Origin of the sequence: Shewanella marisflavi (assembly GCF_023283925.1) — a bacterium.
Taxonomy (GTDB): domain Bacteria; phylum Pseudomonadota; class Gammaproteobacteria; order Enterobacterales; family Shewanellaceae; genus Shewanella; species Shewanella marisflavi.
Window position 1 is genome coordinate 320,190 of record NZ_JAKIKX010000001.1, and the last position, 14,355, is coordinate 334,544.

The window sequence follows — 14,355 nt, forward strand, 5'->3', positions numbered from 1 at the left end:
TAGATGAAAAAGTTGTAAGTAGTTTTTTAGTAGTAGTATTCACTAAGGCTGAAAGCCCTAGTGAGACTGGCTTAAGGTTTAACCGCGCGGCTGATGGGGTTTTGTAAACTAATGAGTGTCTCAGTGGATTGAATCTCATCGATGGACTGAATGCGATTGATGAGCACATGTTGTAAACCATCGATAGATTGGCACATCACCTTCACAAAGATGCTGTAGTTGCCTGTGGTGTAGTAGGCCTCAGTCACTTCTTCTAGGGCATTGAGTTTGGCGATGGCGGCGGGGTAGTCGCCGGCGCTTTTGAGATTAATCCCGATAAAACAGCAGACGTCATAACCGAGCGCCTTGGGGTTTACCGTGATCTGGGCGCCCGTGATAATACCTGCCTGTTTCATCTTCTCTACTCGCACATGTATGGTGCCGGCACTCACACCAAAGCGTTTCGCCAACTCAGCGAAAGGGGTACGGGCCTCCTCCATAAGTGCTGAGAGGATCTGATTGTCGAGCTGATCACGCTGAAATGAACTATCCATTACTACATACCATTTTAAGTCAATAATATGAGGTAATTTACGGTATTGTTTAGCAAACTGCTAATTTTTTAGCGAGATGATTAAAGTTGTAGGTGTAAGCCAGTATGTCGTGGGCCTATTGTTGATCTGTGACCTGAGTAAAGGGGATCGGCGTGCTAAAGGTCATCGGCTGCTTGCTGTAGGGATGGGTCAGACTCAGCGATTGGGCGTGTAGCAACAAACGTGGTGCCAGACGCTTGGCCAGCAGATCGGCATAGAAGTTATCGCCCAGGATAGGATGACCTATGGCCATCATGTGCACACGTAGCTGGTGAGAGCGCCCGGTGATGGGGGTTAGCTTAACCAAGGTGGAGCGACGGGCTCGGCTAACCACCTCAAACAGTGTCTTAGAGGCCTTGCCCACTTGGTGGTCTACCTTTTGTTTAGGACGATTGGGCCAATCGCAGATAAGAGGGTAATCGACGCTGCCTTGTTCCGGTTTTACATGACCGGCGACCCGCGCATAGTAGATCTTATGGGTTTCCCTATCGCGAAACTGACGCTTGAGTTCCCGCTCGGCGCTGCGCCTTAATGCTACGACGATAATGCCTGACGTGGCCATATCGAGACGATGGACAATTTGAGCGTTAGGATGATCGCGTAAGACGCGGGTGTAAACGCTGTCATGATAGGCAGGATCGCGCCCTGGCACAGAAAGGAGGCCTGAGGGCTTATTGACCACCATAATATCCTTATCCTCATGAAGGATCTCGAGCCAGGGCTCGGTAGGCGGCGCATACACAAAATCAGTCATAACATGTCTTGACGGCTAAAAGGGCTGCAAAGATACCGCTAAGAGGGCGCTTAATGCAAGTGTAGCGCCCTAAAACTGAGAGTCTATAAACGGGCTAACTGTGTAGAAAATACCACTTAAAAACCGTGTCCATTGACATGCATGATGGCAAAGGTCCAGACCACGAAGGCCAGGCTTAGATGGATGAAGGCGTAGACGCCCTGATCCAGTCGCTCAATGCCTTTGGCCTGCCAGATCAGCTTGGCGTGCAATAAGATATTGAGAGGAAACAGCATAAAGAGTGGGTAGAAGGCGATGGCACTATCGTCGCCAAATAAGGCGCGCGATACTATCGACCAAAATACCATAAGGGCGGTAACTAATGGCGGTGCGGCGAGCTGGTACTGTTCGGGGTAGGGAAACATTAATCGTCCTTAACGCTTATAGATCCTAGTTAGCTGGTTTTCGGCCAATATATTGCGCCTTAAAGCAAGGCGTCTCTTCACAGCCTACATTACCTTCGAAAGTGTGCAAAGTCTCCCAGTTGGAAAAGCATTTTACTAACTCTGCCTCGTGCAACAAGAAATCAGGGTTTTTCGGTCTGCCCACCTCTGCCTGTTGAGTGATAAAGGTTTCGTAGATAATCAGCCCACCAGGCTTGATGCTCTCTTTAATGGTCTCAAATAAGGGGCGGTGCAGATAGTTGAATACCAGGACAATGTCATATTGAGCTTTGGGAAGCTGCGCCTCGCCAGTTTCCAGGTCCTTGGTTTTGGCCTGACAGTGAGGCGGTAGTTTGGGGAGGCGGCTTACGTCTCTGTCGACAAAGCTCACATGAGCGCCTTGGGCGGCCAACCAGAGGCCATTACGGCCACTGCCGCAGGCCAGGTCGAGCACCTGGGGATGGGTCTCTAGCCCTAAAAGCTGACTATTTTGCGTCAGCAGCGGCGCGGCTTCAGCCTTTAATCTCTTTTCGTCCATCTAAGCGGCGTCCATGCAGTATTGAAAAATGTCTCAGACCCGCAGGGCCATGGGAGACGACCACCGACAGCAGCACTATGGCGATCAGCAGTTCAGGTTTAGAGTTAGCCAAGGGAATAAACAGCGCCAGAAGGCCGAGTTTCACTAACGTGAGCACTCCCTTAAGCTGAATAAGCCAACGCCAATCTCTCACTACCTCCCAGAGCATTAGCAGGCTGCCGCTGCCCATGGCTAAGATCCAATAGTTGCACCACAGCGTTTTGTCGACACCCAACAAGATACCGCCGCCAGCGCCTGTTATGCCTAAAATATGCAGGGCGCGCAGACTGGTTTTACTCAGGCGTTGTAGCCAAAATTTTTTCTCGGAAATCGGCTTATGCTTATGACTCATAGGGCGAAAGGTCTGTGAAAATTTGCGCCAGCTTAGCAGGAAATGGCTATAAAACACATTGGCAGCTCACAAAGATAACCATTTCGTGATCCAGAAGGTGATTTATCTTTGTTAAGTCACATCTTTCCTTAGCTATAATGGAGCGATAACAGGTTGAGGCAATTTGTGATTACTAGGATGACAAGCCTTTACCCCATTTAGATCACTATTAGGTAGCCAAGATGAGAATAGGTTTTTTTAGTGCCAAGCACTATGACATGGAACATTTCAACCGCACCAACCAGGCCTTCGGCGCGCAGATAGAGTATTTTGATTACCGTCTGTGCATGCAGACGGCCAAACTGGCCTATGGCTTCGAGGTGATCTGCGCCTTCGTTAATGACTCTCTCTGTGAAGAGGTGTTGGTCGAGCTCGCTAAAAATGGCACAAAGATCATTGCGATGCGCTGCGCCGGTTTCAACAATGTCGATCTGGACGCTGCGACGCGTTTGGGGATCAGGGTAGTCAATGTGCCCGCTTATTCTCCGGAGTCGGTGGCTGAGCATACTGTGGCTCTGATGCTGACCCTAAACCGCAAGGTGCATAAGGCTTATCAACGTACCCGTGATGCCAACTTTTCCCTCGAAGGGCTGGTGGGCTTTAACATGCATGGCCGTACTGTAGGTGTGATAGGCACGGGTAAGATTGGGGTCGCCACCATCAAGATCCTGTTGGGATTTGGCTGCACAGTAGTAGCCTATGATCCTTACCCTAATCAGCTTGTGACAGATATGGGGATTGACTATCTGCCACTGGACGAGCTGTACGCGGTTAGCGATATCATCAGCCTGCATTGCCCGCTGACCAAAGAGAATCACCATCTGCTCAACAAAGAAAGTTTTGAGAAGATGAAACCAGGAGTCATGGTGATCAACACCAGTCGTGGTGGCTTATTAAATGCGTTCGATGCCATGGAGGCGCTCAAGACGGGCCAGATAGGCTCTCTGGGACTGGATGTTTACGAAAACGAGAAAGAGCTATTCTTCGAGGATAAGTCGAACCAGATCATTCAGGATGACGTATTTAGGCGCCTGTCGGCCTGTCATAACGTGATCTTTACCGGTCACCAGGCTTTCTTAACAGAAGAGGCCCTGGGTGCTATCGCCCATACCAGTTTGACCAATGTGCGTCAGCTGCTCAATGGCGAAACCTGCCCTAATCAACTATCTTAAATCGTCAATCGGGTTTCACCTGACAAGCTTGGCTCAGGCTGATAACTTAAGGGTAAGTTTATTGGCCTGAGGGCAAGATTATGATGGTAAAACAGGAAGTTCACGACATAGACACGCCAACGGGCAAGATGCGCTGTTATCTCTATCGCCCCGACAGTGAAGGTCTCTTTTCGACGATTATCTTCTATTCGGAAATTTTCCAGCAAACAGCGCCCATTGCGCGGGCGGCCACCATGATGGCCGGTCATGGCTTTGTGGTGTTAGTGCCGGAAGTGTTTCACGAACTCAATCCCATAGGCACAGTGTTGGCCTATGACGATGAAGGTAAAGATAAAGGCAATCAGGATAAATTTACCAAGGCGCTGGAACAACACGACAGCGATACTCAGGCGCTGGTGGACTTTGCCATGAGTCAGCCATTTTGTACCAATCAGGTGGGGGCTATGGGGGTCTGTATCGGTGGTCACTTAGCCTACCGCGCCGCACTCAATATCGATGTTGTCGCTGCGTTTTGTCTCTATCCTACAGATATTCATTCCAATACCTTGCCGGCCAATCCTGGGAACGACTCTTTGAGCCGCACCGGGGATATCGAGGCGGAGCTGGTGCTCGTCTTTGGTAAGCAGGATCCCCATGTGCCGAGTGAGGGGCGAAGACTCATTTACGACAAGCTCACCGAGACGGGGCGCAAGTTCACTTATCTTGAGGTCAATGCTCAGCATGCCTTTATGCGTGATGAGGGGGATAGATACGATCCCGCCCTGGCGCTGCAGATCTATCAACAGGCGGTCGCCTTCTTTCAGCGGACGCTGCGTTAATCGTACTGCTTGGGTAAAAGTTGGTTGAACTAAAAGGCGAACCTGAGGTTCGCCTTTTGTCTTTCTCTAAACACTCTGTTTTAAAAGCTGTGCTAAACGCTTGGCACTAGCAGCTGACTAGAGCCATTTTCGGCGCCTAAACAGCCAGATCAACACGGCGGTGATGGTGAGCATCACGCCCCAAACGATAAAGTAGCCGTCTTTATATTTGAGCTCAGGAATATACTCGAAGTTCATGCCGTAGATCCCTGCAATAAAGGTCAGTGGTACAAAGATAGCTGTGATAATGGTCAATACCTTCATGATGTTATTGAGCCTATGGGCACTGATGGAGATATAACCGTCGATCAGATCGCTGGAAACCTGGTAGAAGAGATCCGCCAGGCTGGCGGCCCTATGCTGGTGCTCGCAGACATCGTTGATCTCGTGGTAGAGACTGTCGTCGAAGGGAACCGATGGGGCGCTGCGCAGGGTGTCAAACAGCTCCACGTGATAATGAAAGTTGCGTCTTAGGCGGGTGAGATCTGTCTTATACAGCACCACCTCGGCCAAGATCTTATCATCTGCCGTGGTCAGCATCACTGTCTCCAGCTCCTCCAGGCGGCTTTCGAGATCGAACAAGATCTTATGGTAACGCTTAACCACATAGCGGCTGAGTTTCAGCGCCACGGCGCCGGTGTTTTGCAGCGACAGCTCACCCACCTCCAGTGCATTCATAGTACGTTCGATGGAGAGTGAGCGTTTGCTGTGACGGGTGACGATAAAACGTGGACCGACGAAGAGCGCCAACACTATGTTGTCACAGTTGATGGAGTCGGAGTCTGCCGATAGCCCCCTGAGCAGCATAAAGGTATGACCGTCAAAATCTTCCACCTTGGGGGGATGACGATCCCGGGAGGCATCCTGTAGCGCCAGCGGATGCAGGCCAAAATCCCGCTGCAAAGACTCGCTCAACTGATCGTCTATCTCGCCGTCGATATTAAGCCAGAGTATGGTGTCTTCTCGCTGTTGCCAGCTAGCGATTTGCGAGGCATCACCTCTGGTGAGCGTATCGGTTTGCGGATCATAGTGTAATGTCGTGAGCATCTATGCCCCCTGTCGGTTAATCGCTTTGTACTTGAGTATGGTCTTTCTCTGGCGATTCGCTTAACGGTTTGGTCTGCGTCTGATTTAATTTCAATACCCCTTTTTGCAACATCAGGTTGTTGGGGTAGGTGATGGTGATGCCGTCACTGCGCTCGATCAGCACATGGAACAGGCTGATCTCGGCGATGATGCCTGTGACATCCTCATCCTTGTCGATGATCTTGATGCGGTCACCGATGCGATAGGGGAAGACGAAGAAGATTAAGACCCCAGCGGTGATGTTGCTTAAAATCGACCACTGGGCCACTAGGGCTACACCCAGTACGGCAAATACCGAGGAGATAAACAGTGAGACCTGTTGATACTCAATGCCCAATGACACCACCCACAGACAGGCGATGATGATAAATAGCAGATAGGTAATATATTGAGTCACCAGCTTAGTGCGCTTAAAGGAGACCTGTTTGGATTCGGCCAGCTTGGCTACCCAGTTGGTCAGCAGGCGCTGTGCAAAAACAAATATGCCGATGTAGAGGCAGCTAATAAGCAGAGTTTGAGTCATGGCGTGTGAGAAATCAGCTAAAGATTTCAAACAAATACTATAAGAATTGTCCGATTGCAATGTGAACTTGAGCTTAAAAAAACACGCCCCTTGGTGGGCGGTTATGACGCTGTGAGTCGCCTTACTCAGTATTTAGTGCCAAAGGCCTGTGCGCGATAGGCGCTTTTGTACTTTGCTTGCTGTGCTGCGCAAGGATTTGCGGCATACTAGCGCCTTTATCGCGCCTGTCACTGTTGGCGCCCAGCGGAGAAGCAGATGTCAGATTTTACCACCCTATATTCCAGTGAGGATGCCTTTGGCCCACTATTGGTGATGGAAGATAGGGAGGTGCGGCTACTTTCCTTTGGTGACAACGATGAGCAGAGCAAATTATCTAAGTCTGCTCTGCATCTCCCTATGCATACCTATCTGCAGGCCATGTTATTGGTGCTGCTGTTTATCAAGCCCAAGCGGGTGATAATACTCGGTCTGGGGGGCGGGGGACTTATTCAGGCGCTGCGTCATTTCGATCGGGGTATCAATATTACCGCCGTTGAGCTGAGAGAGGCGGTGATCGACATTGCCAAACGCTTCTTTTGGCTACCCCTGGGCAAGAAACTTAACCTTGTTCATCAAGATGCCAATGCATTTCTGGCCGAAGGCAAGCACAAGAAGGCTGATGTTATCTTTGCCGATATCTATCATGCCGGAGGCGTGGATGAGCAGCAGCATAGTGAGGTATTTATTGCCAATGCCGCGGCGCTGCTCAAGGTCGATGGTTATCTGGTGCTTAACTGCTGGAAGGAGCACAGCCGCAATCAAGCCTTACTCGCCTTGCTCAAAGAACACTTTAGCGATGTGTACGCCTGTCTGACTGGCGGTGGCAATTGGGTCGTGATCGCCGGTAAACAAGCCAGGCAGATAAGCAGTAGTGGCCTAAAGAGCGAGGCGCAGCAGTTATCGCAGCGACTCGACTTTCCGTTGGCCCGCAGCCTGACCCGTTTTGAACCCTGGGAGTCCTAATCCGTTTCATTTCCCTTCATCGGTTTTTATCACAATAATAAGTTCAATCTTAAAAACCGATTAGTATGATAGCTTTTATCCGTTATATTTAATTATCCAGTCTCGTTATTATCTTCACATCGACAAAGAACACGGGGTTAAGGCAAACGCCTCACCCCACAAATTTACTGTTAATAACGAGCACTGGAGTAAACAATGACTCAATCTATCATCAATACCGAAATCAAGCCTTTCTCTGCCACTGCCTATCACAATGGCGATTTCGTCTCTGTGACAGAGCAAGACCTACTGGGTAAGTGGTCAGTAGTTTTCTTCTACCCTGCTGACTTCACCTTCGTCTGCCCAACAGAGCTAGGTGACATGGCTGACCATTACGAGAAGCTGCAATCAATGGGCGTTGAAGTGTACTCAGTGTCTACCGATACGCACTTTACCCACAAGGCATGGCACGACAGCTCAGACACCATCGGCAAGATCAACTACCCAATGATCGGTGACCCAACAGGTGTTATCTCACGCAACTTTGGCGTGATGATTGAAGAGGAAGGTCTGGCACTACGTGGCACCTTCGTTATCAACCCAGAAGGTCAGATCAAGGTTGCCGAAATTCATGACCTAGGCATTGGTCGTAGCGCTTCTGAGCTGGTACGTAAGATTCTAGCGGCTCAGTATGTTGCCACACACGACGGCGAAGTTTGCCCAGCAGCATGGCAGCCAGGTGAAGATACACTAGCACCTTCATTGGACCTAGTAGGTAAGATTTAAACATCACCTAAGGTCACTCGGGCCTCATCATCTCGAGTGACCTGGCGAAAGCCAAAGTAATTTTCATCATCATCTTTTTTATTGCCGGTTCATCTCCCCCTGCATTAGAGCCGGCAATTTTTCCCTAAGTTTTTGGCTCCCGTTGGGAGCCTCTTTTTCCTAGGAGTTATCATGTTAGATGCGAATGTAAAAAATCAGCTGACTACCTATCTGCAAAACCTCAAGCGCCCAGTTGAACTTGTCGTATCGGCAGATGAGCGTCCTAAAGCACAAGAATTAATGGCGTTGGCAAAAGATATTGCCTCGTTGTCGGATCTCGTGTCGTTGACCGAATCAGAGGGTGTACGTACCCCGTCGATGACCATCACTAATGCCGATACCGCGAGTCAGATCCACTTTGCCGGTTTGCCGATGGGCCATGAATTTACATCCTTGGTGCTGGCATTGCTGCACACGGGTGGCCATCCGATCAAGCTTGCGCCTGAAGTGATAGAGCAGATCCGTGACCTGCCAGGTGAATATCGCTTCGAGACTTATGTATCGCTGAGCTGTCAAACCTGTCCCGAGGTGGTGCAGGCGCTTAATATGATGGCGGCAATCAACCCTAATATTCAAAACACCATGATAGATGGCGCCTTGTTCCAGGATGAAGTGAACGAGCGCAACATCATGGCGGTACCTTCTGTTTACCTTAATGGCGAGCCGTTTTCAGTGGGTGGGATCAGCGTTGTCGAGATCCTTAACAAGCTGGACGTTAATGCGGCCAGCCGCCAAGCGGAAAAGTTAAATCAGAAAGAGGCCTTCGACGTGTTAGTGGTTGGTGGTGGCCCGGCTGGCGCCTCGGCAGCGATTTATGCGGCGCGTAAGGGCTTAAGAACCGGTATCCTGGCGGACAAATTTGGCGGCCAGGTGGCCGAAACCGTAGGAATTGAAAACTTTATCTCGGTGAAAGCCACCGAAGGCCCGAAATTAGTGGCTAATCTCGAATCTCATGTGCATGACTATGATGTCGATATCATGGATAACCAGCGTGCCTTAAGTCTCAAGTCCGGTGAGTTGTTTGAGATCCAAACCGAAAGTGGCGCACTACTGCGCAGCAAAACGGTACTTCTGGCCACAGGCGCTCGCTGGCGCGAGATGAATGTGCCGGGTGAGCAGGAGTATCGCGGCAAAGGCGTCGCCTATTGCCCACACTGTGACGGCCCGCTGTTTAAGGGTAAGCGCGTCGCCGTGATTGGCGGTGGTAACTCGGGCATAGAGGCGGCCATCGATCTTGCCAATATCGTTGAGCATGTCACTGTGCTTGAGTTTGACAGCAAGCTGCGCGCCGATGACGTGTTACAACGCAAGGCAGCCTCTATGGGCAATATTGAGATAATCACCCAGGCCATGACGACGGAAGTGGTCGGTGATGGCAAGCGAGTGCAAGGACTGAACTACACCGATAGGGCAACAGGTGAAAGTCATCATATCGCCCTCGCCGGTATCTTTGTGCAGATTGGCTTGGTACCTAATGCCGAGTGGCTCAAGGGGACACTCGACTTGACCGAGCGGGGCGAGATCATGGTTGATGCCAAGGGTCAAACCTCACTGCCTGGCGTATTTGCAGCAGGTGATGTGACTAACTCTGCCTATAAGCAGATCATCATCGCCATGGGTAGCGGTGCAACCGCTTCGCTTGGCGCATTCGACTACCTGATCCGTCTGGGTGAGCCGGCAGACGCAGTCGCTGCTTAATGGCAAAGGCGAGTATAAATAGTAAACAGCCAGCCTAATGCTGGCTGTTTTTTTATTCGTCTTTATAATTACTTAAGCTGAGTGAGTGTGAATAGTGTTGTAAAAGAGGGGCGAGCGCAGAGAAGGATGAATAGTAAGCCAAAAAGCTTTGACCAACTCCTAGTCCAGGAGACCCATATCTACCTTTGCCGTTCGGTAAAGTGGACCGCTTACCTGTCCGTATTTCTGCTGGTTGCCATTTTTTTTGCCACAGTGTTGCAAAAGCATCATCTGTTGAGTGTGCAGGATCTCTTGGTGTTGCAGATGCCTGCCTTGTGTATCGCCCTGTTTGGTCTGGCCGGCATTCTCTATCGTCAGCCTGAACGGCATCGCTTAGGATTGGTGCTGGCTTACCTGTTGGTGTTAGAGGTCGCCTGGATCTACTTTGTGGTGGGGCATTATTGGCTCACCAGCTCCTACAGCATATTAGGTGAATATACCTCTCTGGCTATTGTCGATTCAGTGGTGGATGTACTGGTGTTTACCTTTGCCATTTCACTGTTTCCGCTGCGTAACTGGTTATTGGTAAGCGTCATTCCGCTTTTATCGGTCAGTTTAGTGACTAGGATTATCGAGACTCCGGAAAACCCTATCTTTGCCGTGACCAAGTTTACCTGTCTCTTGGTGATCATGGTGACCGGGCAAAAAGTGTTGCAGGAGTGGTTTAGAAAGGCGATCTTGCGAGATGCGGAGAAGCAACAGCTATTGCAACAGTTTAAGCACATGGCACTGATTGATGGCCTGACTAATTTGAGTAATCGACGTCATTTCGATGAGGTGCTGGCGCTCGAGGTGAAAGCCGCTGAGCGTACCCAGGATCCTCTGAGCATGATCCTTCTGGATGTGGACTACTTTAAACGACTCAATGATAGTATTGGGCATCAGCAAGGAGATAAGTGTTTGATCCGTATAGCAGAGGTACTACACGGTATCGCCTCTCGTCCAAGGGATCTTGCCGCTCGTTATGGTGGTGAGGAGTTTGCGGTCATATTGCCCGATACCGATCTCAATGGCGCAAGCCATATTGCTGAGCAGATCCGCGCGGCGCTGAAGGCTGCTGAGATAGCTCATCCTGATTCAGATTTAGGTGCATTTGTGACAGTCTCTCAGGGCGTTAGCCTATGGCAGCCAGGGCTGACTGCCCAGGATTTGACCGCCAGCGCCGATCAGCTGCTTTACCTCAGTAAGGCGCAAGGACGGGATTGTTTCAGTGTGGGCGTGGCGAAGGCTGAAGAGTAGGCCATACTGCGAGTATGAAAAAGCCCTCTAGATGAGGGCTTTTAAATTTTATGCTGATTAAGCTGTGGTATTAATATTGTGACCACTGTTTCCTACAGGCCCAGCACTCGGCGCCGAGTCAACTGCTTCAATCAGTTGTAGCGCAATCTCTCCCTCTGCTTGTTGCTGCTCTTTAGCGAGTTGTGCAACTTTTACCCCAACGCTTCCATTGCTTAGGTTAGGTTGTAGATTACTGGTACCAACTGTTATTGCCATGCTTACCGCCTTAAACTGGGTGAAAGTCTATAGTTAACCAATTTTACATAGGTTAACTATAGTGCTATCGGCGTCATTTTGGAAAACTTGAGCCATTATCTGCGCTATTGCTTCACCGTTTTGCGCTTGTCTATCTGTTTGCGAGTGATGCTGATAATAAAGGTTAGTACGATAGATGCTAGAATCAAGCCAACCGCGAGTACAGCATTTTGCAGTGCCGTCGGGTCGAGTGCCAACATGCCCCCAAGACCGATCATCATGATCCCTGACATGAGTTTCAGGGTTTGTCCCTCTTTCTCAGAGAGTTTGCGTTTACCTAAGGTGGCGCTAAAGGCGATCACTATGGCTGCTAACGGGATAACATAAACCACATTGTAGAAGGCAAGATAGAGGTAACGCTCATATGCTGGGAGCTCGTGCATTGACAGTACGCTGGTGTAGATCATCGGAAAGCCTGCGGTACACAGTAGCTCATAAGCATTAGCCAATATCGCCAGTACAACAGTCCCTGCAATCATGGCCGCCATACTGCTGGCACTGGTGAGTTTACCCATGCGCTTAATGAGGCCAGTACGGTTTTCTGCCGACATGGACAGGCTCACTTCCCCTTTGGTAAAGAAGTAATCCTTGATGTTAATGGTGCCGGCAATCAGTGCCAGAATACCTGCCCCGAGAATGATCAGGCCACCATCGCTGCCAGCGCCCAATAATTCAAAGATGTTGAGCCAGGCAATCATAAACAGGAAGTAGATAAAACCTGAGAAGAACACAAAGATCCCCCCAACTATCAACATGCGGGTGCGACTCTTGGCGTTAACCATAATAGAGAGTAAAAACAGCAGCACGAAGAAGGCGCATGGGTTAAAGGCGTCAACGCCAGCCAGTACTACGGTGAGCACAGGTAAGGAAAGCTGCTCTGGTGCGAAGACGCCGATCAGCGGCAGCTCAATGGGCTGTACCTTAGTAACTGGTGCGGCCTCGGGATTTTCACCTAAACCTATGTCACAGGTGCCGGGGTCGCTGCTGGCACTACAGGTAGCAAATAAGGGTTCTCCTTGGCCTGAGGACTCACCAGCATGGGGTTGGGTATCATCTGCTTGCACAACACCGCCTAAGGCTCGGTAGCAGGCCTTGAGCTGTGACAAGATAAATTGTCCGGTTACTGCCTCACTGCTATAGCCCACAGTGGCTTGCTCACAGGCGGCGATATAGGGGACTGAACGCGCTGCCACTTTGGTTTTTTCGGCTATGCTCTGCCATTTTTTCTGGGTGCCCGCTTGAGAAACCATGTGTGATTCAAGCTCTATCCAGGGATACTTCTCTGGAAGGCTGTCGATAAAGGGATGAGCCTCGGCGCAGTGCGGACAGGTCTTAGACCAGAAAAAATAGAGTTTAATCTTAAGCTGACCGTCGGCGTCGACATAATGCCAAGTGGCATTTTCAGATACTGAATTATCTGCTGCCTGTGTGAAACTGGGTAATGCACTGGAGAGTAGCAGAAAACAAAACATCAGGGCTCTAAACATAATCCCTCCCGGGGCTGGTTTGCCAAAAGACTATGACAAAGGCGTTCTAGGGATAGTGTACTGCGCGCCAACGGCGAGGCTAAGTTTATGTTTCAGATTTGCAACATAAATCTTGAAATATACTGGAAATGTTAACTTGCGCGGATTTTTATGTGTGCGGCCAGCGCCGCCCGGCAGTTAAGTGCACAGGCGACGAGTTTTAAAATCGCTGATGGGTTTACTTAAGCAGATTGCGACTGGGGGCGACAGCGCTGGCAATGGCTGTCTCACCACTTTCTTGCTGACACCAATGCATACTCAGTGTTCGGGTATCTTCCTGGCTTGCGGTTAGTAGTTTGGTGACCACAGGCTGGTGGTAGTCTGACTTCGTCAGGAAGTTTTTTACTCGCTCAATACGGCGATTGGCGAGCCAGAGATTATATTCCCTGATCTTTTTGTCTGTTTCGCCCTTGTAGAGCGGGAATTCCAGTAGCAGATAGCCCGTATCAGCCTGGGTCTTTTCGATCAGCTGTTGTAGTTGTTTGGCATATTGGCTGTCGAAATATGAGCTGTTTTTGTCAAAAGGGATATCGCCCAAACTGATGTTTTGTGGGCAGCGAGCATGGACCTGTGCCGCAAAGAGAATTGACAAGATCACTAGCAGTTGTCGCTTCATAGTGAACACCTCCAATGTGTTTTTTAGTGTATAGAGCTAAATAATGCTGGGAATTTAGGGGATTGTCGCTGGAAAAGCAACCGTATTCACAGGTGGGTTTTAGGCTTTATGTCGATGAGTTTGAGTATTTAACCTAGCGCCAGTATTTAGTCGGTTTGCATCTAGATGGTTTTGCTAAGTTATTTGCTTAAGTCTATGTAAAATTGACGGATTATTGACTGTTTACGCATCAAAAAAATTTATTGATAAATTTTCACTTTAGTCGGTTCATGGCGTAAACTTGGCAAAAGTTGTGTGCAATTTAATAATGGTAGCCTTACCCATGAGCCAAGATACTCAGCCTAACCCGTTGGCACTCGAAAACCAGGTTTGTTTCTCACTATACAGCGCCGCCAATGCCATGGTACGTGCCTATCGTCCTCTGTTGGAAGCGTTGGATTTGACCTATTCGCAATACTTGGCGATGTTGGTGTTATGGGAACACCCAGGGATCAGCGTTAAGACCTTAGGTGAGCAGTTACACCTGGATTCTGGCACCCTGACACCCTTGCTCAAACGGCTGGAAACTAAAGGGTTAGTCACCCGTGGCCGCAGTGATACCGATGAGCGAGTGCGAGTGCTACAACTAACTGATGAGGGCAGGGCGTTGCAACAAGAGGCTAAGTCGGTTCCACTGCAGATGCGTTGCAAGCTGGGGGGGGAACCCGAGGAGTTTGCCGAGCTTAAGCGCTTATGTGATAAGGCCTATGAGTATCTGCAACGGGCGAGCCAAGGTTAAAGGTT

The 14,355-nt window shown here is 49.8% G+C and carries 17 protein-coding genes; 7 read left to right on the top strand and 10 right to left on the bottom strand.

Translation table 11 applies throughout. The features are described 5' to 3' along the window. Positions 1-71 precede the first annotated feature (71 nt). The 5 genes from asnC to L2712_RS01365 form a co-directional block, all read right to left on the bottom strand. Complete coding sequence (asnC, locus tag L2712_RS01345; RefSeq protein ID WP_011864588.1) at positions 72-533, bottom strand: transcriptional regulator AsnC; 462 nt, start codon at positions 531-533, stop codon at positions 72-74. A gap of 115 nt (positions 534-648) precedes the next feature. Then, complete coding sequence (rluA, locus tag L2712_RS01350; protein ID WP_248976658.1) at positions 649-1,326, bottom strand: bifunctional tRNA pseudouridine(32) synthase/23S rRNA pseudouridine(746) synthase RluA; 678 nt, start codon at positions 1,324-1,326, stop codon at positions 649-651. A gap of 116 nt (positions 1,327-1,442) precedes the next feature. Continuing rightward, complete coding sequence (locus L2712_RS01355) at positions 1,443-1,730, bottom strand: hypothetical protein (RefSeq protein WP_033537881.1); 288 nt, start codon at positions 1,728-1,730, stop codon at positions 1,443-1,445. 25 nt (positions 1,731-1,755) lie between these two features. Further along, positions 1,756-2,286 carry a class I SAM-dependent methyltransferase gene (locus L2712_RS01360; protein WP_248976659.1) on the bottom strand — a complete coding sequence of 177 codons (531 nt, stop codon included), beginning with the start codon at positions 2,284-2,286 and terminating at the stop codon, positions 1,756-1,758. After that, entirely contained in the window at positions 2,261-2,677 is a 417-nt protein-coding gene (locus tag L2712_RS01365) for a hypothetical protein (RefSeq protein ID WP_248976660.1), read from the bottom strand. Before L2712_RS01365 ends, L2712_RS01360 begins: the two co-directional genes overlap by 26 nt. A gap of 221 nt (positions 2,678-2,898) precedes the next feature. Here L2712_RS01365 and L2712_RS01370 point away from each other — a divergent pair, with 221 nt between their 5' ends. Together L2712_RS01370 and L2712_RS01375 are read left to right on the top strand one after the other, a co-directional pair. Beyond that, positions 2,899-3,888 (top strand): 2-hydroxyacid dehydrogenase, encoded by a 990-nt coding sequence (locus L2712_RS01370; RefSeq protein ID WP_088905406.1) that lies wholly within the window; start codon positions 2,899-2,901, stop codon positions 3,886-3,888. Positions 3,889-3,968: 80 nt separating this feature from the next. Beyond that, entirely contained in the window at positions 3,969-4,706 is a 738-nt protein-coding gene (locus L2712_RS01375) for a dienelactone hydrolase family protein (RefSeq protein WP_248976661.1), read from the top strand. A gap of 117 nt (positions 4,707-4,823) precedes the next feature. Here L2712_RS01375 and L2712_RS01380 read toward each other — a convergent pair whose 3' ends face one another. Next, positions 4,824-5,792 (bottom strand): magnesium transporter CorA family protein, encoded by a 969-nt coding sequence (locus L2712_RS01380; protein WP_088905404.1) that lies wholly within the window; start codon positions 5,790-5,792, stop codon positions 4,824-4,826. A gap of 16 nt (positions 5,793-5,808) precedes the next feature. Further along, entirely contained in the window at positions 5,809-6,354 is a 546-nt protein-coding gene (locus L2712_RS01385) for a mechanosensitive ion channel domain-containing protein (RefSeq protein WP_033537886.1), read from the bottom strand. Between the two features lie 255 nt (positions 6,355-6,609). Here L2712_RS01385 and L2712_RS01390 point away from each other — a divergent pair, with 255 nt between their 5' ends. The 4 genes from L2712_RS01390 (at position 6,610) to L2712_RS01405 (ending at position 11,136) form a co-directional block, all read left to right on the top strand. After that, positions 6,610-7,356 carry a spermidine synthase gene (locus tag L2712_RS01390; protein WP_033537887.1) on the top strand — a complete coding sequence of 249 codons (747 nt, stop codon included), beginning with the start codon at positions 6,610-6,612 and terminating at the stop codon, positions 7,354-7,356. Between the two features lie 195 nt (positions 7,357-7,551). Beyond that, positions 7,552-8,121 carry an alkyl hydroperoxide reductase subunit C gene (gene ahpC / locus L2712_RS01395; RefSeq protein ID WP_248976662.1) on the top strand — a complete coding sequence of 190 codons (570 nt, stop codon included), beginning with the start codon at positions 7,552-7,554 and terminating at the stop codon, positions 8,119-8,121. 171 nt (positions 8,122-8,292) lie between these two features. After that, positions 8,293-9,858 (top strand): alkyl hydroperoxide reductase subunit F, encoded by a 1,566-nt coding sequence (ahpF, locus tag L2712_RS01400; protein WP_248976663.1) that lies wholly within the window; start codon positions 8,293-8,295, stop codon positions 9,856-9,858. 126 nt (positions 9,859-9,984) lie between these two features. Continuing rightward, positions 9,985-11,136 (top strand): GGDEF domain-containing protein, encoded by a 1,152-nt coding sequence (locus tag L2712_RS01405; protein WP_248976664.1) that lies wholly within the window; start codon positions 9,985-9,987, stop codon positions 11,134-11,136. 57 nt (positions 11,137-11,193) lie between these two features. On the opposite strand, the gene L2712_RS01410 is transcribed toward L2712_RS01405, so the two are convergent. The 3 genes from L2712_RS01410 to L2712_RS01420 all read right to left on the bottom strand — a co-directional run bounded on the left by L2712_RS01410 (position 11,194) and on the right by L2712_RS01420 (position 13,572). Next, positions 11,194-11,391 carry a hypothetical protein gene (locus L2712_RS01410; protein ID WP_011864602.1) on the bottom strand — a complete coding sequence of 66 codons (198 nt, stop codon included), beginning with the start codon at positions 11,389-11,391 and terminating at the stop codon, positions 11,194-11,196. A 104-nt stretch (positions 11,392-11,495) separates the two neighbouring features. Further along, on the bottom strand, positions 11,496-12,917 hold the full coding sequence (locus tag L2712_RS01415; protein WP_248976665.1) for a cytochrome C biosynthesis protein: 1,422 nt from the start codon (positions 12,915-12,917) through the stop codon (positions 11,496-11,498). Positions 12,918-13,134: 217 nt separating this feature from the next. Further along, the gene (locus L2712_RS01420; protein ID WP_033537892.1) at positions 13,135-13,572 is read right to left on the bottom strand and encodes an OmpA family protein; all 438 of its coding nucleotides are present in this window, start codon (positions 13,570-13,572) and stop codon (positions 13,135-13,137) included. A gap of 322 nt (positions 13,573-13,894) precedes the next feature. Between L2712_RS01420 and ohrR the strand changes: the two genes are divergently transcribed. Beyond that, positions 13,895-14,350: a transcriptional regulator OhrR gene (gene ohrR, locus L2712_RS01425; RefSeq protein ID WP_269768262.1), complete on the top strand. Its 456-nt coding sequence runs from the start codon at positions 13,895-13,897 to the stop codon at positions 14,348-14,350. The last annotated feature ends 5 nt before the right edge of the window (positions 14,351-14,355 follow it).

Excerpts from the sequence above, each read along its gene's own strand:
- asnC (WP_011864588.1), bottom strand. The coding sequence starts at position 533 with ATGGATAGTTCATTTCAGCGTGATCAGCTCGACAATCAGATCCTCTCA.
- ahpF (WP_248976663.1), top strand. The coding sequence starts at position 8,293 with ATGTTAGATGCGAATGTAAAAAATCAGCTGACTACCTATCTGCAAAAC.
- L2712_RS01410 (WP_011864602.1), bottom strand. The coding sequence starts at position 11,391 with ATGGCAATAACAGTTGGTACCAGTAATCTACAACCTAACCTAAGCAAT.
- ohrR (WP_269768262.1), top strand. The coding sequence starts at position 13,895 with ATGAGCCAAGATACTCAGCCTAACCCGTTGGCACTCGAAAACCAGGTT.
- L2712_RS01405 (WP_248976664.1), top strand. The coding sequence starts at position 9,985 with ATGAATAGTAAGCCAAAAAGCTTTGACCAACTCCTAGTCCAGGAGACC.
- L2712_RS01390 (WP_033537887.1), top strand. The coding sequence starts at position 6,610 with ATGTCAGATTTTACCACCCTATATTCCAGTGAGGATGCCTTTGGCCCA.
- L2712_RS01365 (WP_248976660.1), bottom strand. The coding sequence starts at position 2,677 with ATGAGTCATAAGCATAAGCCGATTTCCGAGAAAAAATTTTGGCTACAA.
- L2712_RS01380 (WP_088905404.1), bottom strand. The coding sequence starts at position 5,792 with ATGCTCACGACATTACACTATGATCCGCAAACCGATACGCTCACCAGA.
- L2712_RS01355 (WP_033537881.1), bottom strand. The coding sequence starts at position 1,730 with ATGTTTCCCTACCCCGAACAGTACCAGCTCGCCGCACCGCCATTAGTT.
- rluA (WP_248976658.1), bottom strand. The coding sequence starts at position 1,326 with ATGACTGATTTTGTGTATGCGCCGCCTACCGAGCCCTGGCTCGAGATC.
- L2712_RS01375 (WP_248976661.1), top strand. The coding sequence starts at position 3,969 with ATGATGGTAAAACAGGAAGTTCACGACATAGACACGCCAACGGGCAAG.
- ahpC (WP_248976662.1), top strand. The coding sequence starts at position 7,552 with ATGACTCAATCTATCATCAATACCGAAATCAAGCCTTTCTCTGCCACT.
- L2712_RS01420 (WP_033537892.1), bottom strand. The coding sequence starts at position 13,572 with ATGAAGCGACAACTGCTAGTGATCTTGTCAATTCTCTTTGCGGCACAG.
- L2712_RS01385 (WP_033537886.1), bottom strand. The coding sequence starts at position 6,354 with ATGACTCAAACTCTGCTTATTAGCTGCCTCTACATCGGCATATTTGTT.
- L2712_RS01415 (WP_248976665.1), bottom strand. The coding sequence starts at position 12,917 with ATGTTTAGAGCCCTGATGTTTTGTTTTCTGCTACTCTCCAGTGCATTA.
- L2712_RS01360 (WP_248976659.1), bottom strand. The coding sequence starts at position 2,286 with ATGGACGAAAAGAGATTAAAGGCTGAAGCCGCGCCGCTGCTGACGCAA.
- L2712_RS01370 (WP_088905406.1), top strand. The coding sequence starts at position 2,899 with ATGAGAATAGGTTTTTTTAGTGCCAAGCACTATGACATGGAACATTTC.